The sequence below is a fragment of the Bacillus sp. FSL K6-3200 genome (assembly GCF_038630485.1).
In the GTDB taxonomy this organism is placed as follows: Bacteria; Bacillota; Bacilli; order Bacillales; family Bacillaceae; genus Bacillus; species Bacillus safensis.
Genome location: NZ_CP152032.1, coordinates 271,474 through 292,555 on the forward strand (window position 1 = coordinate 271,474; position 21,082 = coordinate 292,555).

24 protein-coding genes and 1 pseudogene are annotated in these 21,082 nt (G+C 37.8%); 7 read left to right on the forward strand and 18 right to left on the reverse strand.

From position 1 onward, the window contains the following. Positions 1-83 precede the first annotated feature (83 nt). The gene (locus tag MHI60_RS01420; RefSeq protein ID WP_144485448.1) at positions 84-695 is read right to left on the reverse strand and encodes a hypothetical protein; all 612 of its coding nucleotides are present in this window, start codon (positions 693-695) and stop codon (positions 84-86) included. A gap of 143 nt (positions 696-838) precedes the next feature. Between MHI60_RS01420 and MHI60_RS01425 the strand changes: the two genes are divergently transcribed. Next, entirely contained in the window at positions 839-1,195 is a 357-nt protein-coding gene (locus tag MHI60_RS01425; RefSeq protein WP_144470232.1) for a hypothetical protein, read from the forward strand. 46 nt (positions 1,196-1,241) lie between these two features. Here the strand turns inward: MHI60_RS01425 and MHI60_RS01430 are convergent, their stop codons facing one another. The 6 genes and pseudogenes from MHI60_RS01430 to MHI60_RS01455 all read right to left on the reverse strand — a co-directional run bounded on the left by MHI60_RS01430 (position 1,242) and on the right by MHI60_RS01455 (position 4,656). Continuing rightward, positions 1,242-1,691 carry a GyrI-like domain-containing protein gene (locus MHI60_RS01430; protein WP_144485450.1) on the reverse strand — a complete coding sequence of 150 codons (450 nt, stop codon included), beginning with the start codon at positions 1,689-1,691 and terminating at the stop codon, positions 1,242-1,244. Positions 1,692-1,917: 226 nt separating this feature from the next. Next, positions 1,918-2,151, reverse strand: coding sequence for a hypothetical protein (locus MHI60_RS01435; protein WP_197198400.1), 234 nt, complete (start codon positions 2,149-2,151; stop codon positions 1,918-1,920). Positions 2,152-2,248: 97 nt separating this feature from the next. Next, positions 2,249-2,386: an aspartate phosphatase gene (locus tag MHI60_RS01440; protein WP_095408252.1), complete on the reverse strand. Its 138-nt coding sequence runs from the start codon at positions 2,384-2,386 to the stop codon at positions 2,249-2,251. After that, positions 2,376-3,508: pseudogene (locus MHI60_RS01445) on the reverse strand (tetratricopeptide repeat protein). Before MHI60_RS01445 ends, MHI60_RS01440 begins: the two are co-directional and overlap by 11 nt. A 128-nt stretch (positions 3,509-3,636) precedes the next feature. After that, positions 3,637-4,056 (reverse strand): GNAT family N-acetyltransferase, encoded by a 420-nt coding sequence (locus MHI60_RS01450; protein WP_144485452.1) that lies wholly within the window; start codon positions 4,054-4,056, stop codon positions 3,637-3,639. A gap of 30 nt (positions 4,057-4,086) precedes the next feature. Beyond that, on the reverse strand, positions 4,087-4,656 hold the full coding sequence (locus tag MHI60_RS01455) for a TetR/AcrR family transcriptional regulator (RefSeq protein WP_144485454.1): 570 nt from the start codon (positions 4,654-4,656) through the stop codon (positions 4,087-4,089). Between the two features lie 186 nt (positions 4,657-4,842). Here MHI60_RS01455 and lpdA point away from each other — a divergent pair, with 186 nt between their 5' ends. After that, entirely contained in the window at positions 4,843-6,237 is a 1,395-nt protein-coding gene (gene lpdA / locus MHI60_RS01460) for a dihydrolipoyl dehydrogenase (protein ID WP_144485456.1), read from the forward strand. A 110-nt stretch (positions 6,238-6,347) separates the two neighbouring features. Here the strand turns inward: lpdA and MHI60_RS01465 are convergent, their stop codons facing one another. After that, a complete protein-coding gene (locus MHI60_RS01465) occupies positions 6,348-7,505 on the reverse strand; it encodes an MFS transporter (protein WP_144485458.1) in 1,158 nt (385 codons plus the stop codon). Between the two features lie 127 nt (positions 7,506-7,632). Between MHI60_RS01465 and MHI60_RS01470 the strand changes: the two genes are divergently transcribed. Both MHI60_RS01470 and MHI60_RS01475 read left to right on the forward strand, forming a co-directional pair. Continuing rightward, positions 7,633-8,523: a LysR family transcriptional regulator gene (locus MHI60_RS01470; protein ID WP_144485460.1), complete on the forward strand. Its 891-nt coding sequence runs from the start codon at positions 7,633-7,635 to the stop codon at positions 8,521-8,523. Between the two features lie 16 nt (positions 8,524-8,539). Then, positions 8,540-9,046 carry a GNAT family N-acetyltransferase gene (locus MHI60_RS01475; protein ID WP_144485462.1) on the forward strand — a complete coding sequence of 169 codons (507 nt, stop codon included), beginning with the start codon at positions 8,540-8,542 and terminating at the stop codon, positions 9,044-9,046. A 61-nt stretch (positions 9,047-9,107) separates the two neighbouring features. On the opposite strand, the gene MHI60_RS01480 is transcribed toward MHI60_RS01475, so the two are convergent. Continuing rightward, positions 9,108-9,632 carry a DinB family protein gene (locus MHI60_RS01480; RefSeq protein WP_144485464.1) on the reverse strand — a complete coding sequence of 175 codons (525 nt, stop codon included), beginning with the start codon at positions 9,630-9,632 and terminating at the stop codon, positions 9,108-9,110. 180 nt (positions 9,633-9,812) lie between these two features. Between MHI60_RS01480 and MHI60_RS01485 the strand changes: the two genes are divergently transcribed. Both MHI60_RS01485 and MHI60_RS01490 read left to right on the forward strand, forming a co-directional pair. After that, positions 9,813-10,511, forward strand: a complete 699-nt coding sequence (locus MHI60_RS01485) for an amino acid racemase (RefSeq protein ID WP_144485466.1) — start codon at positions 9,813-9,815, stop codon at positions 10,509-10,511. A gap of 23 nt (positions 10,512-10,534) precedes the next feature. Next, positions 10,535-11,410 (forward strand): LysR family transcriptional regulator, encoded by an 876-nt coding sequence (locus MHI60_RS01490; protein ID WP_144470214.1) that lies wholly within the window; start codon positions 10,535-10,537, stop codon positions 11,408-11,410. A 44-nt stretch (positions 11,411-11,454) separates the two neighbouring features. On the opposite strand, the gene MHI60_RS01495 is transcribed toward MHI60_RS01490, so the two are convergent. Beyond that, complete coding sequence (locus MHI60_RS01495; RefSeq protein ID WP_144485468.1) at positions 11,455-12,351, reverse strand: macrolide 2'-phosphotransferase; 897 nt, start codon at positions 12,349-12,351, stop codon at positions 11,455-11,457. A 540-nt stretch (positions 12,352-12,891) separates the two neighbouring features. On the opposite strand from MHI60_RS01495, the gene MHI60_RS01500 reads away from it, so the two are divergent. Then, a complete protein-coding gene (locus MHI60_RS01500) occupies positions 12,892-13,140 on the forward strand; it encodes a DUF2651 family protein (protein WP_144485470.1) in 249 nt (82 codons plus the stop codon). 41 nt (positions 13,141-13,181) lie between these two features. Here the strand turns inward: MHI60_RS01500 and MHI60_RS01505 are convergent, their stop codons facing one another. From MHI60_RS01505 to MHI60_RS01540, 8 genes are all read right to left on the reverse strand, one after another. Then, positions 13,182-14,012, reverse strand: a complete 831-nt coding sequence (locus MHI60_RS01505; RefSeq protein ID WP_144485472.1) for an SMI1/KNR4 family protein — start codon at positions 14,010-14,012, stop codon at positions 13,182-13,184. A gap of 343 nt (positions 14,013-14,355) precedes the next feature. Continuing rightward, the gene (locus MHI60_RS01510; RefSeq protein ID WP_024426752.1) at positions 14,356-14,655 is read right to left on the reverse strand and encodes a contact-dependent growth inhibition system immunity protein; all 300 of its coding nucleotides are present in this window, start codon (positions 14,653-14,655) and stop codon (positions 14,356-14,358) included. 16 nt (positions 14,656-14,671) lie between these two features. Further along, the gene (locus MHI60_RS01515) at positions 14,672-16,273 is read right to left on the reverse strand and encodes a T7SS effector LXG polymorphic toxin (protein ID WP_342502665.1); all 1,602 of its coding nucleotides are present in this window, start codon (positions 16,271-16,273) and stop codon (positions 14,672-14,674) included. A gap of 506 nt (positions 16,274-16,779) precedes the next feature. Further along, a complete protein-coding gene (locus MHI60_RS01520; RefSeq protein ID WP_144485474.1) occupies positions 16,780-16,980 on the reverse strand; it encodes a RapH phosphatase inhibitor in 201 nt (66 codons plus the stop codon). Continuing rightward, entirely contained in the window at positions 16,970-18,088 is a 1,119-nt protein-coding gene (locus MHI60_RS01525; protein WP_144485476.1) for a tetratricopeptide repeat protein, read from the reverse strand. Before MHI60_RS01525 ends, MHI60_RS01520 begins: the two co-directional genes overlap by 11 nt. 172 nt (positions 18,089-18,260) lie before the next feature. After that, positions 18,261-18,923, reverse strand: a complete 663-nt coding sequence (gene catA, locus MHI60_RS01530) for a type A chloramphenicol O-acetyltransferase (RefSeq protein WP_144485478.1) — start codon at positions 18,921-18,923, stop codon at positions 18,261-18,263. A gap of 111 nt (positions 18,924-19,034) precedes the next feature. Next, positions 19,035-19,865 (reverse strand): sialate O-acetylesterase, encoded by an 831-nt coding sequence (locus MHI60_RS01535; protein ID WP_144485480.1) that lies wholly within the window; start codon positions 19,863-19,865, stop codon positions 19,035-19,037. 117 nt (positions 19,866-19,982) lie between these two features. Then, positions 19,983-20,897, reverse strand: a complete 915-nt coding sequence (locus tag MHI60_RS01540; protein WP_144485482.1) for a LysR family transcriptional regulator — start codon at positions 20,895-20,897, stop codon at positions 19,983-19,985. Positions 20,898-21,082: the final 185 nt, after the last annotated feature.

Sequence of the window (21,082 nt, forward strand, 5' to 3'; positions counted from 1 at the left end):
TGACTGAACCAGCTTTGTCTTGATTGACATAAAAAAAGAAACCACCTCAAATGTTGATTTCTTCTTTATGAACAGTCATTTCATTAATCCGCAGATTTCATCATTGAATCAATTTCATGATAAATTTCTTCCAGATTTTCTCGTTCAGTCAAATATTCGGCGTCACTCTTACGAACTGGCACATCAAATTTCAGGAAGGTGATCGTGATCGTTGATGATTCCTGATCATTCATAGTTAATCTTAATTCAAGTGTCGAGATCTCTTCATTATTATCACTCTCAGTAGATTGTTCAATCGGTACACCATCTTCTAACATGTCAACTTGTTTTAACTCTTTCAAGGAAAGCTCAGTGACTTCAAACCTGAATTTTCGAGATGAGCCGCCAGGTTGATGTGTAATAAAGCGCATTACCTTTCGCTCATCATCAATCGCAAAACCTTTATCAACATTTTGTGAAAAGATGTATGTTGATGCCTGAAAACCGTCTTCTTGAAAAAGCATCATCATTTTATCTAATAATATGTTTGGATCATTCTTTTCTTTTTGTCTTTGTAGTCTACCAGCTATGAATAAAATGACCATTCCCCCGATGATGCTGAGAGCCGTTCCCAACCCATTCCCTACATCTACGAAAACAGTAAAGCCTAAAATAGCAACAATATAAGCGATTACAATACCTATGATGAATACCACACCAAGCTCCTCCTGTCATGAATCTTCATTGTTATATTGGTTTAGCCATAGTATAGCATCTAGATTTTGATTGAAAAAAAATCTACTATATACTAAACAGATACTACATTCATTTCACTTTTTAAATAGAAAGGATTTTTATGATGAACCTCTACACGACAGACGAAATCATTGATGCTCTTTTTAAAGCATGGTCTTCTCAATCTAGCTCAAAATGGAGTAAAGACAACCCGGCAAACGGACAATGTGGCGTCACTTCTTTAGTCGTACATGATCTTCTAGGCGGAAAAATAAACAAAACTGCATTACCCAATGGATGGCACTTTTACAACGTAGTGAATGGAACAAGAATCGACTTTACTTCTTCACAATTCTCTGATGAAATCGTTTATATGGATGTACCTTCAAATCGAGAAGAAGCATTTCAAGATACGAATGAGGATCAGTATCGTTATTTAAAGGAGCGAGTCCTAGAATATTTACACATATCATATTCATGAAAACAGACCATAAGAGGTCTGTTTTCATTGAAGTTCAATAAAGTGTTTAAAAGATAGGCAGTAAGAACTCACACACTCCTTCTTCTTCTCTATATCGCTCTATAATAGGTACATGCCGAATGTTCAATTGATTGTTTTGGATCATTTGAGGCAATTGGCTCCAAAACAAATTCACTTTTTCAGTTGTATGTGTCACAGTAAACACAGCATACTTTCCTCCTTCAAAATGACCAGTCTGAACCATTTGATCATTTGAGAAATCTCTATTTGTCATAAGCATGAGATCGTATCTGCATCTTTCTAATGGAATTTTTCCAGGATCATCTTGAGGAACACCATATATACCATATTCCTTTAATTCATCATTTAAATGATGTTGTTTGATCCATTTCTTAAATCTCTTCATCATCTCAAAGTTCTCTTTGCTGACATATGATCCGATATTTCTCATATACACCATTTTCATATTCATTAACATTTCAATTTTGCAATTCATGATTTCCCTCCAATTTTTATTGGAAGACTGGCCAATCATTCCTTACAACCAAAGGTAACATCCTTTAAAATATAATGCAGTAGGATATTAAAAATAATGTAATGTATGATGGAAAATACATATGCAGGACTTGCGATCTAGCTCATACATGAAGTAATCTCATTTTCTCTTTCATAAGATATCAAATTTTTCAAATAAAAAAGAATGGACTTTAGCCGCTCACTTGTTATTGATTTTCCTTTGAAGATTTAGCACCGAGAAAGACGCCAATCAAATAGCTGATTGTTCCAAAAAACAAACCATTTAACAAACTGATAAACAACATCTTACAAACCAGGCCAACATAGTAAGACGCTGGTGTCCCTGGGAACACGGCCATATTGAACAGGCTAATCATAAAGGTTAAAGCAAAAGATATAATGAAAATCCTTCGAAATAATGTTGATTTTAACATTCTCACTTTACTTCCTCCTCAATATCTTTTCTATGGAAAAAATATTCTTTATTCATAGCATATATTCCGTCTTAAAATAAAAAGCCCTTTAAGGGCTTTTTATTTAAGCAGTATAACCGATACTTGCAGTATGACCTCTCCTAGCTTCATCATGACTTGCTGTCACTTCAGATGTAAAATAACCAACAATACTGATGACACTGATCATCACAAATACGACTGATAACGTTTTAAATTTCATACTGACAGTCCCCCCGTTTCACTTGAGTTTGGAAATAAAGAATTTTCTCGTAAAAAAGCATCGCATTGTCTTTATCTCCCATTTCATTATAATATTTTGCAGCATCTTTGGCTAAATCTTCAAGATCAGGATACATTGACTTTATTTCTAGCAATTCCATTATCTTTTCCAACTGCTCAAAATTGTTTTCAACGTATAGTGATCTTAAAAATTTGAATATCAATAACAGCACATGATCTTTCAGCTTTTCAGATAGTTCTATGCCGTTATTTAAAGCATATATACCTAAATCCTGTTCTTTTTTTTGAAGTAGGCTTTTGACAACATAATGAGCGGGTCTAAGATTCTATTTAAATGTTCGTATCCCTGCTCTCTAAATGCTCGAATTGAGTCATTAAAATGTATAATTGCTTGGGCTATTTCATTGTGATGGAAATAACTCAACCCTAAATTATAGAGTGCTGATCCTTTTAATCGTTTGGTTGAGTTGTCGGCGGCTTTTTCTAGTGCGTGTTGAAAATGGGGTATTGCTTTTTCGGGGCAGCCCATATCTATATAGTTTAATCCGATCACAAAAGAACATTGTATTTCTCTTACAGTGTATGTATCTTTTTCTCGATAACATTCTATCGCCTGTGCGATATGGTGCATGGACATGTGGGTTTGTTTCATGTGGTAATAGATTTCAGCCATCTTGTAATTGAACTCGGCCCGTTCAATATCGTCACTGACAAGAGACAGCTTTTTTTCTGCCCGTTTATAGAAGGTAATCGCATTTAGGTATTCATAGTTTTCAAATTCATACATGCCGTAGAAAAAATTGAAGTAATACTCGAGTAATCCTGTTAATTTCTCTTGATCCCTTTTGATCTTCATTGCGAGCTCCTTGAAGTTGGCCCGCTCTTTCCCATTTTCTAAAGGATTCAAGTAATCAAGCATTAATTTATGTCTGAACTCCATGAGTGAGAAATACAATAATAAATCTTGATTTTCTTCCATATGATCAAGCATTGATTTAATTTCCTCTTTATATGCTTCGGCGTCTGGTACGTTAAATCTTTGAATATGATAATACCATTCATTGATTTTCAAACCGACGTGAGAAGAAAGCACTTTCTCCATCAGCCCTTACCCCTTCCTCTATTTTCCCTATAATGACATATATTATCATTTTATGAACCATTCGACACCGAAAAGAAACCGCAAAAAAGCCCTATAAAGGGCCCCGTGAATGATAAGATAAAAGACTTCTATTCATAAATAAGCACCCAGTATTCCGCCCCAGGTTCTCCTTCTTCTACAACAGCCTTCCACCCTCTTTTTTGATAAAAAGATAAAGCTTTGTGATTTTCGGAGACGCATTTGAGGGTGACCGGTGTTCCCAAAACTTTTATCGCTTGTTTGATCAGCAGATCCCCTGCCCCTTGACCAGCAGCTTCTGGATGTACAAACAAGAGGTGAATAAAACGATCTGGTACATATAGAGAAATGAATCCAAGGATTTTATTTTTCTCTTCAACTAAGAAAATTTGCTCTTCCTGCGTATCTTGATCAAAATCTTGCAGATTGAGTTCTTCTGGATTGAGCCAGTGAAAGCTCTGGCGCCGGGATTCTAAATAGATTTGTCTTAATTGTGGATAATCTTCTATGCTTGCTTCTCTAATCAACATCGCAACATCCCCTATGTTTTTATTTGAATGTTAATTCGCCTCTAGAACGCGTTTTGCCTGTATTATGCCTGCCAATAATAATTGATCACTGAACTGCGAATCATTGACAGCGCGTGCAAGAGCGATTGTACCAATCATGCTGCTTACTAGTGCGTAACTCGTAGAGGTATCTATGTTTCCAGCATCAGCTATAAACTCCATAAATCGTTTCAGTTCATCGGTATAAGCTTTCCGTACCTCTTGCGATAATTGAGAAATTTCTCCTGCCAGCGCAGGCAGTATACAACCGACCTCCGTCTGATCGCGGTGAACAGAACTTAAATAAAATTCAATGATCGTCTGAATTCGAGGCTGGTCTGCTTTCTTGTCTGCAACACTTTGCAGCAGCTTGATCGTATCATTAATAGCAAAATGAAAAGTCTCTATGACCAACTGATCCTTGTTCTTAAAATGAGCATAAAACCCTCCATGAGTTAGACCTGCCCCTTTCATAATAAATGGCAAACTAATATTTCGAATGCCATTTGTTCGAAATGCTCGTGCAGCACTTGCAATGATTTGCTCTCTCACTTTTGACTTATGACCTTTCGGATAAGGCATTTTCTCACTCCCCTCCTTCACTTTAACTCTTTCTAAGTGTATTTATCAAAATATTATATTCATCATATTATCATGTGTCAATTGACTGGAAACCATCTTTCCTCACTCAAATGGAATTGACTTCGCCAAAATATGATGACTATAATATATTATGATCATCATATTTTAAAAGCGGAGGTGCAAGAAATGATTCATTTAGAAACAGTAGATACATTAGTAATTGGATCAGGTCCGGGAGGCTACGTGGCGGCATTACGTTCAGCTCATCTCGGCATGAAGACAGCGATTGTAGAGCGTGATCAGTTAGGTGGAGTATGCACCCATGTAGGCTGTATCCCATCTAAGGCGCTAATAGCAGAAGCAGAGCGGTTCAAATTCCGCACACAATGGGTTGGTTTTCAAGAAGGCGGCTCTTTCAAGGAAGCTCAAGCGTTCAAAAAAGCTGTTGTGGAAAAACAAGCCGGAGGCGTACAATTTTTGTTAAAGTCAGCGGGAGTTACCATACTAGAAGGCGAGGCTAGCTTGATCGATCAGCATACAGCGGTCATTCAACATTCCGAAAAAGGTGAAAAGCGAATCAACTTCAAACACCTTATACTAGCAACCGGCTCCCGTCCAATTGAAATTAAATCACTCCCTTTCGGAGGTCGTATATTATCTTCCACTGAAGCACTCTCCCTTCCCGAGGTCCCTAAAAGCCTTGTCGTAGTTGGGGGCGGTTATATTGGGGTTGAACTAGGACAGATGTTTGCAAGATTTGGAACAAAAGTCACCATCTTGGAAGGCGGCAATCAAGTATTACCTGGCTTTGAAAGTGAACTTGTCTCGCCTGTCGTTCGTCAATTGAAAGAAGATAACATCACGCTGATTACAGGAGCAAACGTCACAGATGCCGAGCAGCATATGAGCGGAATTGATCTTCATTATGAGAAACAGAAAGAAAGCTACACGGTGAAAGCGGAGTATGCACTGATTACTGTCGGAAGAAAACCGAATACAGATGGAACATTAGGTCTTGATTCTATCGGGTTGTCTATTCTCCCTCACGGACGTATTGAAATTGATGAACAATGCAGAACGTCCATCCCGCACATATATGCGATTGGTGATATCACCGAGGGTCCTGCTCTGGCTCATAAAGCTTCCTATGAAGCGAAGGTTGCAGCAGAGGCAATCGCTGGTACACCTTCTATTATAGATTATAAAGCGATCCCACTTGTTGTTTTTTCCAGCCCAGAATTGGCGAGTGTTGGACTAAGCGAAACGGATTGCAAGCAACAATCCATTCCGACTGTCATTGGGAAAACAATGTTCTCCATTAATGGCCGAGCGCTTGCATTAAAAGAACCAGAAGGTTTTGTGAAGATTGTCGCCCATGCTGAATCTGGTCTTATTCTAGGGGCACAAATTGTAGGTGCTGAAGCATCTACTCTTATATCAGAGCTAGCTCTCTCTATTGAAATTGGCGCTACAGCAGAAGATTTAGCAATGACGATTCATCCTCACCCAACATTAGGTGAAATGATCATGGAAGCTGCAGAAACGGCCACCCGTAAAGTTGAAAAATATCTTGCACGATAAATGGTTCAAGTGCAGCTTCTAAAAAAATAATCGCCATAGCCTATTTATTTAGGAATAGTCTATGGCGATTTCAATTGAGCAATCATATAAAAGCGACGGTCAATTTATCCTCAATTGGATTCTACTTCGCGCTTTTTACCGAGATTCATGGATAACTGAACGCCAATCATCAGCATGACGATGACAAGCATTGCCACAATGGAAGCATAAAAATGTCCGCTTAGATCAAAAACCAAGCCGATGAAAAACGGACCGAATCCACCCACGATGTACCCGCCCATCTGCGACATCGCGGACCATGTTCCGGCTTCCTCTGGAGTACCTGTCTCTATAATCGGTAGCATAAGCGCTAAAGGAAATAATCCACCCGCACCCATACCTAGGAAAATGACAGCTGGCAAGATCGGCATTGGCAGAAGAAGAAAGATAAGACCAATGAGTTCAGACAGACTGCATAAGATGAGAAATAATTTCGGTTTTCCTAATCGAGTAACGACTGCTGGAACGAGTAGTGCCACCGGAATCTGAATGAGTGTAAATATGGTCAGAAGCATGGCAGCATATTGCGGACTGTTTCCAAAGCTAAGAGCGATCGGTGAAATCCATGCCGTCAAAGAATAAAACATACTGGACATAAAGCCAAAGAACAAGGTAAATTGAATGGCCTTTTTGTTTCTCAGCGGCAATTTTAACGGCAAGGTTAGATGATCACTCTGCTCATTTTTGCGAACTAAACCGACCCATAGAATAAGGGCAATCACCCCTAGAATAGCCCAGCAGGACAAAGCAAACGTGAGGTGATGCTGACTGCGCAGATAAATCGGAATGGTAAAGCCGGATGCGAGCGCTGCACCTATTGTCATCGAAATTGAATACACACTGACAATACCAGGATTTCTCGGGAAATATTTTTTAATAAAACTAGACAATAAAGGACCCGCGAAGCTAATCCCTACCCCTCCTGCAAACGCAGTCATGAGCAGGATAGCAACCGATTGGCTTGTACCACGCAGTGCGGTGGCAATCGTGATAAGAAGAATTGAGAAAAACAGCGTTCTCTCTAAACCAAACCGCCGGCTGAGTATCGTTGCAACGGGAGCAAATATTCCCATACAAAGGACAGGCAAAGTGGTCAAAAGACTTGCTGTCAGTGCGTTTACACCAAGCTCTGATTGGATCATGCTCATCATGGAAGCCACGGACGTAATGATCGGACGTAAGTTTAATGCCGCTAAAAATAAAGCGGCTAAATAATATATTTTTTTCATCAATACCCTTCTTTCTCTCTCATCTTGTTAAGGTTACTTTGAGTATAAATCTGCTGCATTCATTGATCAATACAATAAATCGTATTATGATGATAGGAAAAGACTATCATTTATAAAAGGAGGACAAATGGATACCCGGCATATTACCTATTTTATGGCTGTATTCAATCATTTGCATTTTACAAAGGCTGCTGAGCAGCTAGGCATATCACAGCCTACACTTAGCCAGCAAATTCGATTGCTTGAAGCAGAAGTTGGGATGCCGCTCTTTGATCGAATCGGCAAAAAAGTCGTTGCTACCGAAGCTGGTTCGCTGCTTTATCAATATGGCATGAAAATGCTTCAAGCTGAAAGAGATGCAAAAAATGCGATGAAAGAACTATTATCAGAAAAACGAGGAACCGTTCGTCTCGCAGTACTCCCATCCGATCTTGATTTTCAGCTGGTGCCACTTTTTGTAGAATTTAAAACACTTTATCCCGAAACCAATCTGAAGGCATATTCAAATATCTTCGTTCGTGACGAAGTCCTTTCGCATAAAGTAGATCTCGGCATCGGACTTCGAGGGCCTGCGGATAAGCGTCTCGTTCAAATTCCACTTGGTAGTGAGCCCTACGAATTATTTGTTCATTCAGAAAGTGATTTGGCCCAAAAGAGTGAAGTGACATTAGAAGAGCTGACTCAGCATGCGTTGGTCATGTATCCGAAGGGATATCTAGGAAGGGATTTAGTAGATGACGTATGTAAAGAACAGGGTGTTGAACTGGACACTGCCATGGAGGTTGGGTCGGCGTTTTCGCTATTGCAGCTGGTTGAAGCGGGAATCGGTGCAACCATTCAGCCAAGAGGATTACTAAAACAACATTCGACGTGGCCCAATATTGTTTCGATTCCTATTGCTGAGCTAGCACCTGTCCGTCACTTGGAATTAATTTATTATGCAGATCGATTTGTCAGCAAAGCACAACAGCAGCTATCTGAATGGCTGATAGACTTTTTCAAATCAAGAACAAACTAAAATGTGAGGTAAACACATGAAGAATGCAAACAGCATATTTACAAGAACAAACCGGGTTGTTATTCGCCAATTTGATAGACAGGATATTGAAGCATTTTATCAATATCGAGCAAATCCTTCTATAGCAAAATTTCAATCCTGGGAAAACTACACATACGAAGATGCCGAATCTTTTGTTCAACATCAAATGACACAAAAACCTAATCAACCGGGGACATGGTTTCAATATGCTATTGCCTTATCTGAGTCCAATCAGCTGATAGGAGATTGCGCCATCCATACACTAGATAGTGAGCCTAGAATCGTCGAAATAGGTTTTACCCTCGCGCCTGAATACCAAGGAATGGGCTATATTCACGAAGCTCTCAGTTCAATCTTCGAATATATTTTTATGACATTGAACAAACATAAAATCATTGCCTTTACAGATGTGCGCAACGAAAAATCCATTCGAGTGCTGGAACGTTTAGAAATGAGACGCGAAGGACATTTGCTGCAAAATTATATGTCTAAGGGACATTGAGTCGATGAATATCAATATGCCATGCTTCAATCTGAGTGGGCCGCTAGGCGTCATTAAACATTTATTTCCTATTCAAAATCCCTAAATAAGCGCTCCACGGGCCCACATCGGTTCGATATCGTTCCGCCATGACCCGAACAATCTGGGACATATGTGTGAAGTCATGGACAACCCACGCAGAGAATAATTCGCTCACTTTCACGACTCCAAACTCCGGATGGACGCCCTTTTTTTCTAAATTAAGGCGTGAATGTGTCATACGCTGAATATATGCCACATTCTCCATCCGCACATGATGAAACTCAGATAGTGCTTGTTCTATCTGTCTTTCAGATTGGTTCAAATGGGAGTAGCGGTCAAACGCAGGAAATGGTGTATTCTCTCCATCAGCAAGAATCACCTTTAATCGAGGAATCCAGTTAAATTTTTCTGCTTCAATCAAATGCTCAATGACTTCAATCGGATTCCACGTTCCCTCCCCTTCACGGCTGTGAAGCCAATCCTTCGATAAACCGGACAAAAGACTTTCTAACGTGTGAGGAGTTCGACTCAACATATCTAAAGCTTCATTCAAATTGAAATTCATATGGTTGCTCCTTTCTCAATTTTTTCTTTATTCTAATGTTTTTTGAATAGATTGCAACTCATACTTCAAGACAGATAAAGGCGTTTTTGATCAACCTTCTATATACAAATAGAACTTTTCTATAACGATCACCATGCTTTCTTTTTTTATAATAGAAAAAAAAGAAATGTGGTGGTGTATATGTCTACAACGATCGGAATTATGGGCGGGATGGGCCCTTTAGCAACGATTGATTTGATGAAAAAAATCATTTCTCATACTCCAGCGATAAAAGATCAGGATCATCTCCATGTGATTGCTGATAATTATCCGCAAATTCCTGATAGAACCAATGCCATATTTGGGAAAGGCGAAGATCCTACAGAATATATGATTGCATCAGCTAAAAGATTAGAACGCGCAGGAGCGGACTTTATTCTGATTGCATGCAATACCGCTCACTTCTTTTTAGAAAACGTACAACAATCCACTCATATCCCTATCATGAATATGCCATTAGAAACCGCAAAGCACCTGAACAAACATCACTATACGTCTGTGGGCTTACTATGTACTGATGGCACATTAAAAACTATGCTCTACCAAAAGGCTTGTGCTCATCACAAGATTGACGTCATGACCCCAAGTGAAGAGCTTCAGAAAAAAGTAATGAATGGGATATATGCGGTAAAAGCAGGAAAATTAAGTAAAGGCGAAAGTGAATTGGCGTTAGCTGCAGAAATTTTAATCAATCAAGGGGCAGAAGCCATCATTGCCGGCTGTACAGAAATCCCTTTAGTCCTAAGGTCAACTAAAGATGTGAAAGTGATTGACCCTACTGTCATTTTGGCGAAAGAAGCTGTAAAATTAGTGTATGGGCTTGAAAAGCTAAACATTTAAAGAACGTCATATAAGGGGATAACATGAATATTGAGAATATAGAAGCGTTTATTTATGTATGCCAGCTAGGCAGTATCAATAAAGCTGCAGAAGCACTGTATTTAACTCAGCCTTCTGTTTCGGCACGTATTCAATCGTTAGAAAAGGAATTAGATCTGAAATTATTTGATAGACAGAGAAATAAACTATCTCTAACGGAAAAAGGTGAACAGTTTTACCCGCATGCCAAAAAGATTCTCCATTCTTATCAAGAAGCAAAGCATAGTCTCAAACAAACGATGATCCCTTATGAATTGACAATTGGATGCGCATCCTCTATTTCCAATAATCTATTGCCTAACATATTGCCAGCCCTAAAAGAAAAATACGAAAACCTGAAAGTAAAAATTGTAACAGGGCATTCAAAGGATGTTGTCCAAAAAGTGATTAACAATCAAGTAGACTTTGGCATTGTCAGGACTGAAACACATCCTCAAATTGAATCGATTCCTATTTTCAGCGATCCGATTGGGCTGTTCGTCCCAACTCTTCATCCGCTTGCCAGCCTTGACAATATCAATATGAAAGAACTAGAAGAACAGCCTTTTATTTTCTTTGACTACGGGTCATTTGATTGGTTGATGCTTCACCGATTATTTCAAAAAAACAACATCACACCGAACATTTCCATTGAGGTTGATCATATGGAAACTGCAAAAAATTTAGTGCTACAAGGAATGGGGCTATCGTTTCTACCTCATCATTGTGTTAGAAATGAAGTAGAACAAGGAACATTAAAACAAATTTCAATCGATCCATCCATCAATTTCAATATCAATATCGAGTTCATTTATAAAAAAGGAAAATCAAAATCCGTTTTCATTGATCAACTCAAACAGTTTTTTCATGAATTAAATTAAAAAAGCCCTTTTTAGGGGCTTTTTTTTTGATTCATTCTGATTGATTAACTTTCGTTTGCCAACATGTATGCTGCAGCTTCATGCATATCTTTTAATCCTGATCTCTGAGCGTACTCGGCCACCGTGATCGCACTTGTAGTCAGAAGTTCTATTATATGTTCATCCATTCCTGGCCAAGTTCTCCCGCCTGCTTTTTCATACGCATGGATAAGTTTTGTTAATCCTTCTTTCCCAAAGAGAAGTTGATGCGACAAAAAGTCTGCAGATACATCACCAACCCCCACTTCAGTCCAATCAATCACACCCGTCACACATTGATTTTCATCAATCAGAATGTGGCCAGGATGTAAATCTCCATGCTTCACCCCCACGAAAGGCGGCCATAAAGAATCTTTATCAAGCCATTCTTGCCAGCGCTCCCATAAACCGCTGTTAATGGTGTATTGCGATTTGACACGTTCCATTCGCTGTTTCATTGATGCTCTTAATTCACGAGCACTGAGCATCTCCACACCGATCGTTTTAAAAGGCTGTTGATCTAAGGAATGTACATTCGCTAGAACTCTTCCTAATGATTCGTAATAGGCTTGCGGTACATTCGTTTGGTCAAAACTCCACACATACGATTGCTTCTCCACATCAATACTAGCCGCCGGTACCCCCTCTAATTGTTTATAAGCAATCAGGCTTTCTGTAAAGATAGACCACTTAGGGACCTGAAAGTGAACATGCTTACTCATATGATCTAATGTCTTTTTTTCTTGTAAGGTATGTTTCATTGATTCAGGTCTGCGAGGCACTCTTAATATCCATTGATCACCATGTAAATCTTCGACATGTGCGACACGGAAATCAACACCTGATTCATTTATTTTCATGGTATTCTCTAAAATCTCTAATCCGTGATGTTTGGCTAACTGCTTTAATTCCAGTCTATTCATATCCGTTCCTCCAATTGCTCATTTAGTCATGATCAATAGGCATCAAGAATATCATCACAAAAAACCACAAACAGACTACTTTATGTGGTCAGAGTAAACAAAGCTAGACTTATACCTTTCTTTGTATTATAAAAACATACAAAAAAGACAGAACAATTATCTGCCTGTCTTCTAGTGAAATTGCATACTTTCCCGCTGAAGATCATTAAAAATGTGCAGACTACCCCGTTTACTCCGTTTGATGAAAACAGAGCCTTTGAACATATGAAATTACTGATTGTTCAAAGTTTGCTGGCGTAATCTTCCTGCATGCATCATCTTTAACCATCCTCCTCTTTGTTATATAAAGTTACTATACGTTATTTAAATATGCCTTTCAATAACATTACAAAAAGAAGAATTTAAAATCATCAGACACATCATTAAATTACATAAAGTGAAATAATTGGATTATCCATGTTATGATATGGTTATTGATTCTTTTGTCTAATAAATTTATTAAACTCAAATGTAGCTAAGTCATTTAAAGGGAGAATTGATATGACTCATTTAGAATTCGCATTCGGCTTGCTTCCAGTCAGTATGATCATCGCTTCTTTTATCGTCACATTGATTATACAAAAGGTTTATTTCATGCCAGTTGTGAGCTTTATCATTTTGCTCATCCTGACATTTACACTTTTTAATGTCTCTTTCTTAGGCTGGGCAGTTGTCTACACTTTAGGCTCATTCATTGCTTCATATATAGCATTATTCATCATGAAAACCTTAAATAAAAAGAGGACTTAAACTACATTTTTAAAAGCCCTTTGAGGGCTTTTATTCTTTCACTATCGTTTTTTCACTGGATGAATGTCTTCTCCCAAAAGAACGGTAAGAGACTCTCCACTCTTTTCTAGAAACTCAGCAATTTCTTGCAGCTCTTTATTGATACGGTCATTCCTTGGCATATCTGGATTTAACAAAAGGATGGAGTGAACAGTAGTCGCCGCTTCATACAAAACATTCTGATCTTTTATCTGTTGGATGCATTGTTTCATACGATCGAAAAACCATTCAATCTCTTCAATTTCTTCCATCGGATAATGTGCCATTTTAAAGAGATTCTGCTCACGAAGGTCTTGTCTTTCAAAAATTTGTTCAAGCTCCTCTTTACTGACATACAAATCCGAGGATTCTTCATCAATCTCTACTACTTCGACCATCGCGTCTTCAGCTGTATATAACTGCTCAATAAAATCATCGAAAGTATCCGCCAACTTAAAATCGACTCCCATTTCTAAATCAAAATAGTGAATAGGAGGATGTTCTTTCGTTTCTCGATAATCCATTGCGATCCATGTATCTTCTTCTCCGCTGATGATCACAAGTCCCTCGGGCAGCTCCAATTCATCACTTAACTGAGCGCTATTCATAATTCCATCATCTTTGGCGATTCCTCTTAAATGGTCGAATTGAACATGATCCTCTGCCCATGAATTCGGCCGTTCAGTTGGAAAAGCATTACGAACTGTAAAACCACCATTCCATTCTAAAATGAGCTTTTTGTATGTATCCGGTAAAGTGACACCAAGTCTCGCCTCTGCTTCGCGAATTTTTTCCTCTTCTATCTTTTCTAACGTGAAAGGACTCTCTTCTTCTTTCTCCCATAATGATTTCAAAGTGGGGACCTCCTCGTATCTATTGAGATAAGTATAACATTGACCAACTATTCACTTACCATTTTAAAACCTCAAATTACAACCCTGTTCAATCCCTTCCTCCAATAAAGAATTTATCAGTAGATATAAAAAAGACCTAGCTGGAGTTCCAGCCAAGTACAAGGCACTTAAGTGCTCAATGCCATCATCCGCCGGTTATTCCTTCTGGACAAAATATTCACGTTCGATTTATTTATCTATATCATACGATGATCCACACAGAAAAAAATCTTCTTTTTCTCGGTTTGTTGACCAATAGACACAAAAAACCTTGAAAGGCATTGGCCAATCAAGGTTCATTTTGTTACTTCATCTTCACTGCTTCTTTCATTTCCTCTATTATTTTATTAAACCACTGTAAAGGGTTTAATGAGATCGCCGGAAAGTAGATTTCTGCATTATTTTCGATAAAGTTTTCTTTTTCCTGTATTGTTAAAGTACTATTCAAAAAATCCTGACAATCCTTTATAGTAGACAGCAGACATTCTTTACTAGCTTCATGAATAAACTCATCAATCGCTTCTTCTGGTGAATCGATATCCTGATGAAATGTGCCACCTAAAAAATCTTCTAACTCTTCTAAATAACTGTAACTCTCATTCATTTTATCATCCTTCTTTCTATTTAACAGGGTATCCTGTTAAAATAAAACCGCCATTCTCATCTTTTTTCAATATAATTTTCGCATTTGTAACATTCTCGACTACTTCTGAATTTCTCGAAACACTTCTGCCAATTACCTCTCCATCACCCTTATATTTTAATTGTAATGTAGGTCTACTATTGGGGTCAGATAACCACTTTTGTATTTTATCAACACTCTTAGGATCACCCAAAACTGAATCAGCAACTTTTTCTGCAGTCATTCTATCATTAAAAGTAGAAGAACCCGTAATTTTAGGATTACTTTTCAATCTTTCTAATAGTTCTTCATCTGTTTTCCCAACGTGTCTTTCTATTAAGTGTCCACCTCTAGATTCATGTATAGCTAATCCATTACCTGGAGATAAAGAATTTTTCTCACCTTTCTTAATCCCCATTTTCCCATGAAACCCTTTCGCCCCAAACGGCAAAAGCATCCCCAGAGCCGCATTCATACTCGCTTCCTGCTGTTCTTTGGAGATCTTGTTTCCAAACATGTCTCGACCTGTGATCGCTTCGCTGAAGCCGTTGGTGGCGGTGAGGCCATATAAGCCTTTTTGAGATGTTTTCAGGGCGTCAAAAGATTTTTGCGATGTCTTGTAGATATCGACCGCCCTTACTGCGGCTGATGTGGCTTGGGTGGTTTTATAGACAGCTTTTCCGCCTTTGAAAATGCGGCCTGCCCAGCCGACGATTGGGATATAGCCTGCTGCTGCCATGCCTCCTGCCGCGACACGCTGTCCTGCGGTGAGTTCCTCGCCTGAGATTGGATCAATGCCCGTTGCGGCACGTTTTGCATCGTTCACACCAGTCAGTTCATTGACGATGTTTCCACCATAATCGAGCGCTTTTTCATACCAAGGACGGTTGGCGAGGGCTTCTTGTTCCTTTGCGATCTCGCGGGCTTCTTCTTGTTCTTTTTTGATTTTCAGATATTCAGCAGTTTGCTTCTCAATATCGCTTTTTGCCTTGTAGATTTCGCTATTTTGATACGCTTTCTTGTCAAAGTTCATAGGCGAAATCGCTTTTCCATCATTTGTCGCATTCATCATTTCAGCGTACAATGCCATTGTAGCTTGCTGTTCCGTCTCTGACAAAGCATATTCATCTTTTAAATTTTGATCAAGCTCTCTTAGATCTTTGACCGTCTTTTTTCGTTCATCTTCCGCATCTTCTATTTTTTCATCGAAAGTTTGACTATCAAATACCTCTAGGGAAATAAGGTCATCGATGTCTTGAAAAATGGTTTTGAGTGCCTTTTTTTGCTCCTTTACAATGCTTTTGGCGTTTTTGATGCCCATATGTACTGCGTTGTCTAAAAAGTGTTCCTCTATAAAGGTATCGCCGCCAAAGCTCGTATCATCCAGTGTCCCAGAAACACCTTCATGAAAGGCTTTTTGCTTATCAATGAAGCTAATAAACATATCTACATTTCCAGCAAGCTCTTTATAAAAGCTTTTAATGTTATCGGCACCTTTCCCAGTGAAATCATTACCGAGATTGGCAACACCTTGTAATGCCTGTTTTAAATCTACCATTTGTTCGCGGAGTTCCTGATAGTGTTTTGCCCTTGTATCCATGGCACTTGTTAGTGCTTTTGCATCAAGTATTTTCCCCAGAAGAAGTCACTCCTTCCTATTCATTTACAAGGTCAATTTTACCAACAGAGGATTTGTCATGAAATAGGAGTAAAGACACAAAAACAAGACCCAGAGTACTAGAGTTTTAGGTTACTTGTTTTTTAATAAGTAATATCTAGCTCTTCCTAAAAACACTCAAAACAATTTTGATAGATAAAAGACCATCCCAATCAAAAGAAACAGAACTTTCGTTGTCGTAAAAACAAAAAAACTTGCTAGATAAAGACTTCAACGATGATTCGACTGGACTTAAACCAGTGCCTCCTCCCCTGTCAAGGTGAATGACCATAACTAAAGCGAACGTAAGTTCTTTGAAAAAGACTAATTTAATAAGGTTATATGATGAGCCTTTCTATTAAAATGAATTTTTGAAGAAAACTGAAAGGGTTGATCCTCAATCCGTCCCCATAAAAAAACAGACCATGCAGGGTCTGTTTTAATTTTGCTTATACGTTTTGAGAAGTTGTGTTTCGGTCTATCGTAGTCGTGTTTCGATCTATTTTTTGTGGAACAAAAGTTGTATTTCTATTCGACTCCTCCATTGTTGTATTTCTATTTGATGCTGGTTTAATTAAGCTAGATGCTTCATATACACCTGCACCTAGAAGGATAATAGAGATTATAACAATCATTTTTTTAACACTCATAAAGACACTCTCCTTTTTGAATATTATGTTGGGCTTGAAATGCCTTCCTGTAATATTCTGTTGCTTTCTCAAACTTTCCTCTTTTTTCATGAATAACTGCAAGGTTCTTAGTGAATTCTTCTACGAAAACAAACAACTGCTTTTCTTCAAATGTCTGAAGCATAGCTTGAATCTCTTCCTCATCATTACTTTCATATGTTGTTTTTATAGATCGTATCAATAAAATCTCGTGTGGATTCTCTTTATGAGAGACGAGTTTCAAAGCTTTATCCACTAATTTGGATGCTTCATCATTTTCTCCTGTCTTATATAACGCCCAACAAAGGTTCACATATATGACCGATTTTACATCGTCCATACCATCTTCTGATATTTCAAGGGACTCTTGATAGTATTGGATAGCCTTTGCATAATCTTGTTTTTTTTCATAATTGTTTCCTATATTTAAAAGTACCTTGGAAATCAACCTATTATCCGCTATTTCTTCAGCGATGGAATAGGCTTTATTCAGATGTATTAATGATTTTTCATACTGCTTAAAATCATCATAATTTCCTGCTATTACAAATAGGCATTGAACTTTTCTGATCTTGTATAACTCGTACTGATCGTAAATTTCAAGCGCCTTTATGATGTGATGCATAGAAACATGAGTTTGTTTCATAATATAGTAGGCTTCAGCCACCTTGAAGTGAAACTCTGCTTGCTCAATATCATCGACAACCAGTGCAAGCTGCCTCTCAGCGATTTTGTAATATTGAATAGCCTGTACATATTCTTTCTTACTAAATTCATGCATTCCTCTAAAAAAAGCATTGTAATATTGCAACATACCCGAAAGTTGATGATTAGAATTCTCAATTTTATCAACCAAATCAGAAACAGAAGGCGATCGTTTTTCTGATGGTTTGATATAATCAAGCATAAGCTGGTGACGAAAGCACATCAATTGATAATAAATGAGTAAATCCTGATCTTCTTCCATCCGTTCAATTTCTTGTTCTACCTCAGCTTTCAAAATCTCTGCATCAGGTACACTGAATTGCCGAATCATTTTATACCATTCATTGATTTTCACACCTACATGTGAAGAAAGAACTTTCTCCATCCCTTATTCCCCTTCCACTGAACTCCCTTATATGACATTTATTATCACATACAAGAATTTACAAAGCACCGAAAAGAAACCGCAAAAAGAACAAATATAGCCTTAAACAAAAAGGCAGACTCATTTCAGTCTGCCTTCATCTTCTAGATTTCCATGAGCATACCTTTTGTCTTCAGGTAATTGGCATTGAATCATTTAACCACTCGTCACAATGTTCAATAAGCCACCTCAAATATTCCACATATTGACCGACGTGATAGCCATCACAAACAGCATGATGTACTTGAATCGCAACGGGCAAAATGATTTTCCCTTCTTCCACTTTAAATTTGCCTATCGTAAATATTGGCAGTAAATAAGTCTCTTTTGTAGATACATTAAGGTTAAAAGAAGTAAAATCAATCCAAGGTAGACTTGAAATATTGAACATGTTCTCTGGCATATTAGGTTTCGGAAATAGGTTGCTGCTTTTGCTAAATGTTTCAATGTCGGCCATACAGCTTTTATAAAACTGAGCAAAGTTTTCTTCATAAGGCGTCCAAATACTTGAAAATGTCTTTTTTTCTTTATTTAGAATCGTATAACTAGGATGGAGAAGTTCCCAATGACCAAGTTCATCGTTTACTAGATCCATCCGAAACTCCGGTATTTTTTGCACAGCTCTTGCTAACAAATAAACTTGCACAGGATATACTTTTAGCTTTTTTTCTTTTAATATTGAATGCAATTTCGTGATATCTAAATCGATAACTAGGCTATATGAGCATCGGGTAACCTTCATATAATGATGAAAGTGCTCTTTTCTCGGATAATTTTCGTCTATTTGTTTAAACATTTTTATCTCCTCCTGAATGTGATTTACTGTATTCAGGAGGAAACTTTATCTGCTTTCACCACCACAATCATCCTTTCAAGATATATATTATGTTTCAGTCTATCACTTAGCCTACGATAAAACTTTCAACAACTCTTCGTAAGTTATCTTGCCTAACGTGAACTGTTCTAGTGCTATATATGTTTTCTCTGCTGGGGTATTCATTCTATTATGACATTCATTCACTAGCTCATGTTCATTTAGTAATGGTTCATGTATATGTTCTTTTTTTCGAAATGCTTCATAGTATCTTATACCAAATATTCTCTGGGACATCGCATTGATGTGAATTCCGTCCGGGTTAGGTGTAAGACCTTTGGCAGTAACATAATAACAATTTTCATGATGATGTGCATATTTTTGTAGTTCCTCATTGATCAGTTGATATTCCACACATCCTGCGCCAAATGCTGTCTTTCCTAAGAAATCGCCCAAACCACCTATCACAAGCGGAATGTTAGGGACAGATAATTCAGTTCTTATTTCATGAAATAATCTTCGTATTTTTTCATCGTATTCTTTGTATTTCCCATCTTGGCTGTCGCTTTCTCCTTGATGCCATAATACCCCTGCCAATTCGCTATTTTCCTTTGCAAATTTAGCTTCACTTATTGCATGACGAAATAATGCTCCATCTCGTGACCACTCATCAATGGAACTGCCACCTTCGGCACATGGAATAAGACCAATCTTCTCTCCTTCATGATCCTTACACCAAGACTCCGCGAAGGAAGCCGCCAATCCTACACCAGCTACCGGTCTATCAAAGTGAATCGGTTCAGTCATCATTTGCCATCTACCATTTCGTAGCATCATGATTCTTTCATTATAAATTGGCGGCACTTCATGTTTGAAGCCTCGCCCCGCCATATTTGATTGTCCAATTAGTAAAAATGACTTCATATCTTTCCCCCCCTCTAAATATTTTATCAAAAATGTATTTACCTGAACGTTATCAGTTTACCCTTGCGCTGTGATTTCTAGAATTTCAATCATCTCTTGAAATTCCCTTAAAATCTATTACTTCTTTCTCGACTCATAAACATAGTTCAAACCAAAAGCAATTTCTTTTAATATATCAATGAAAATGTGAATGGCCGCTCCTAAGTGTTTGTCCTTCCTATAAACGATCCCTACACTTCTAATAAGATTAGCATTGTTTATAGGAATAATCTTTAATTGAGGTTCGTTTAGATATTCAAGATAAGGAGTTGGTAAGACCGTTATCCCTATGCCATCTACCACCATATTAATTAATGACTGCATAGTTGTTACTTCAAAAATAGGGTCGGGTAGAAAACCAATATCTTTACAACTTTTGTTGATTAACTGTCTGATATAAAATTGCTCAGGAAACAAAATTGAAGCGGTTTCTTCTAATACTTCTAACCCCAACTTTTCACTTGGTGCCAGGGGGTGTTTAACAGGTACTGCAAAAGCCATATCTTCCATGTATAAAGAGATTGTTTCAAATTCATCCCCTTTCATTGGTAAAAACACAATCCCTAAGTCCACTCTATTTTCTATTAATTGTTTTTGAATATCCCCAGTACGCAGACCTAGTACAGAAATTTTAACAGCTGGGTATTGCTGATGAAATTTAAATAATGCCGGTGGAATAAGATAGTTCTCGACTGTTAGTAATGTCCCAATTGAGATTGACCCTCTTTGAAGCCCATTCAATTCATTGATCGATATTTTTGCTTGTTCAATTTCGTGAAAAATATTGCGAGTATATTTTAATAGGAGTTTTCCTGATTCAGTAAGAGTCGTTTTCTTACCAATACGGTCAAACAAAGGTGTTCCAATTTCATGCTCTAAAAGTTTGATTTGCTGGCTTAAAGATGGTTGAGATATTCCAACCTTTTCTGCAGCTTTAGTAAAATGCAGTTCTTGACACATTGTATAAAAATACTCTAATTGCTTTAATTCCATTCTTCCGACTCCTAAGTAGAAATTTTCACAAGTACAAACTTTATGATTTTTAAATATTAACATCTAATATACATTATTATACAAATAAAACCATAGGTACAAACTATAGTTATTATATAAATAATTGAATTGTTCTATAAAAATAAGTGTCCTAGACTATTACATGAAGGCTAGACTTACATGCA

Excerpts from the sequence above, each read along its gene's own strand:
- MHI60_RS01465 (WP_144485458.1), bottom strand. The coding sequence starts at position 7,505 with ATGAAAAAAATATATTATTTAGCCGCTTTATTTTTAGCGGCATTAAAC.
- MHI60_RS01520 (WP_144485474.1), bottom strand. The coding sequence starts at position 16,980 with ATGAGTGTTAAAAAAATGATTGTTATAATCTCTATTATCCTTCTAGGT.
- MHI60_RS01500 (WP_144485470.1), top strand. The coding sequence starts at position 12,892 with ATGACTCATTTAGAATTCGCATTCGGCTTGCTTCCAGTCAGTATGATC.
- MHI60_RS01485 (WP_144485466.1), top strand. The coding sequence starts at position 9,813 with ATGTCTACAACGATCGGAATTATGGGCGGGATGGGCCCTTTAGCAACG.
- MHI60_RS01510 (WP_024426752.1), bottom strand. The coding sequence starts at position 14,655 with ATGAATGAGAGTTACAGTTATTTAGAAGAGTTAGAAGATTTTTTAGGT.
- MHI60_RS01535 (WP_144485480.1), bottom strand. The coding sequence starts at position 19,865 with ATGAAGTCATTTTTACTAATTGGACAATCAAATATGGCGGGGCGAGGC.
- MHI60_RS01495 (WP_144485468.1), bottom strand. The coding sequence starts at position 12,351 with ATGAATAGACTGGAATTAAAGCAGTTAGCCAAACATCACGGATTAGAG.
- MHI60_RS01490 (WP_144470214.1), top strand. The coding sequence starts at position 10,535 with ATGAATATTGAGAATATAGAAGCGTTTATTTATGTATGCCAGCTAGGC.
- MHI60_RS01540 (WP_144485482.1), bottom strand. The coding sequence starts at position 20,897 with ATGGAATTAAAGCAATTAGAGTATTTTTATACAATGTGTCAAGAACTG.
- MHI60_RS01450 (WP_144485452.1), bottom strand. The coding sequence starts at position 4,056 with ATGTTGATTAGAGAAGCAAGCATAGAAGATTATCCACAATTAAGACAA.
- MHI60_RS01525 (WP_144485476.1), bottom strand. The coding sequence starts at position 18,088 with ATGGAGAAAGTTCTTTCTTCACATGTAGGTGTGAAAATCAATGAATGG.
- MHI60_RS01480 (WP_144485464.1), bottom strand. The coding sequence starts at position 9,632 with ATGAATTTCAATTTGAATGAAGCTTTAGATATGTTGAGTCGAACTCCT.
- catA (WP_144485478.1), bottom strand. The coding sequence starts at position 18,923 with ATGTTTAAACAAATAGACGAAAATTATCCGAGAAAAGAGCACTTTCAT.
- MHI60_RS01470 (WP_144485460.1), top strand. The coding sequence starts at position 7,633 with ATGGATACCCGGCATATTACCTATTTTATGGCTGTATTCAATCATTTG.
- MHI60_RS01430 (WP_144485450.1), bottom strand. The coding sequence starts at position 1,691 with ATGAATTGCAAAATTGAAATGTTAATGAATATGAAAATGGTGTATATG.
- MHI60_RS01440 (WP_095408252.1), bottom strand. The coding sequence starts at position 2,386 with ATGAAATTTAAAACGTTATCAGTCGTATTTGTGATGATCAGTGTCATC.
- MHI60_RS01455 (WP_144485454.1), bottom strand. The coding sequence starts at position 4,656 with ATGCCTTATCCGAAAGGTCATAAGTCAAAAGTGAGAGAGCAAATCATT.
- lpdA (WP_144485456.1), top strand. The coding sequence starts at position 4,843 with ATGATTCATTTAGAAACAGTAGATACATTAGTAATTGGATCAGGTCCG.
- MHI60_RS01475 (WP_144485462.1), top strand. The coding sequence starts at position 8,540 with ATGAAGAATGCAAACAGCATATTTACAAGAACAAACCGGGTTGTTATT.
- MHI60_RS01515 (WP_342502665.1), bottom strand. The coding sequence starts at position 16,273 with ATGGATACAAGGGCAAAACACTATCAGGAACTCCGCGAACAAATGGTA.
- MHI60_RS01425 (WP_144470232.1), top strand. The coding sequence starts at position 839 with ATGAACCTCTACACGACAGACGAAATCATTGATGCTCTTTTTAAAGCA.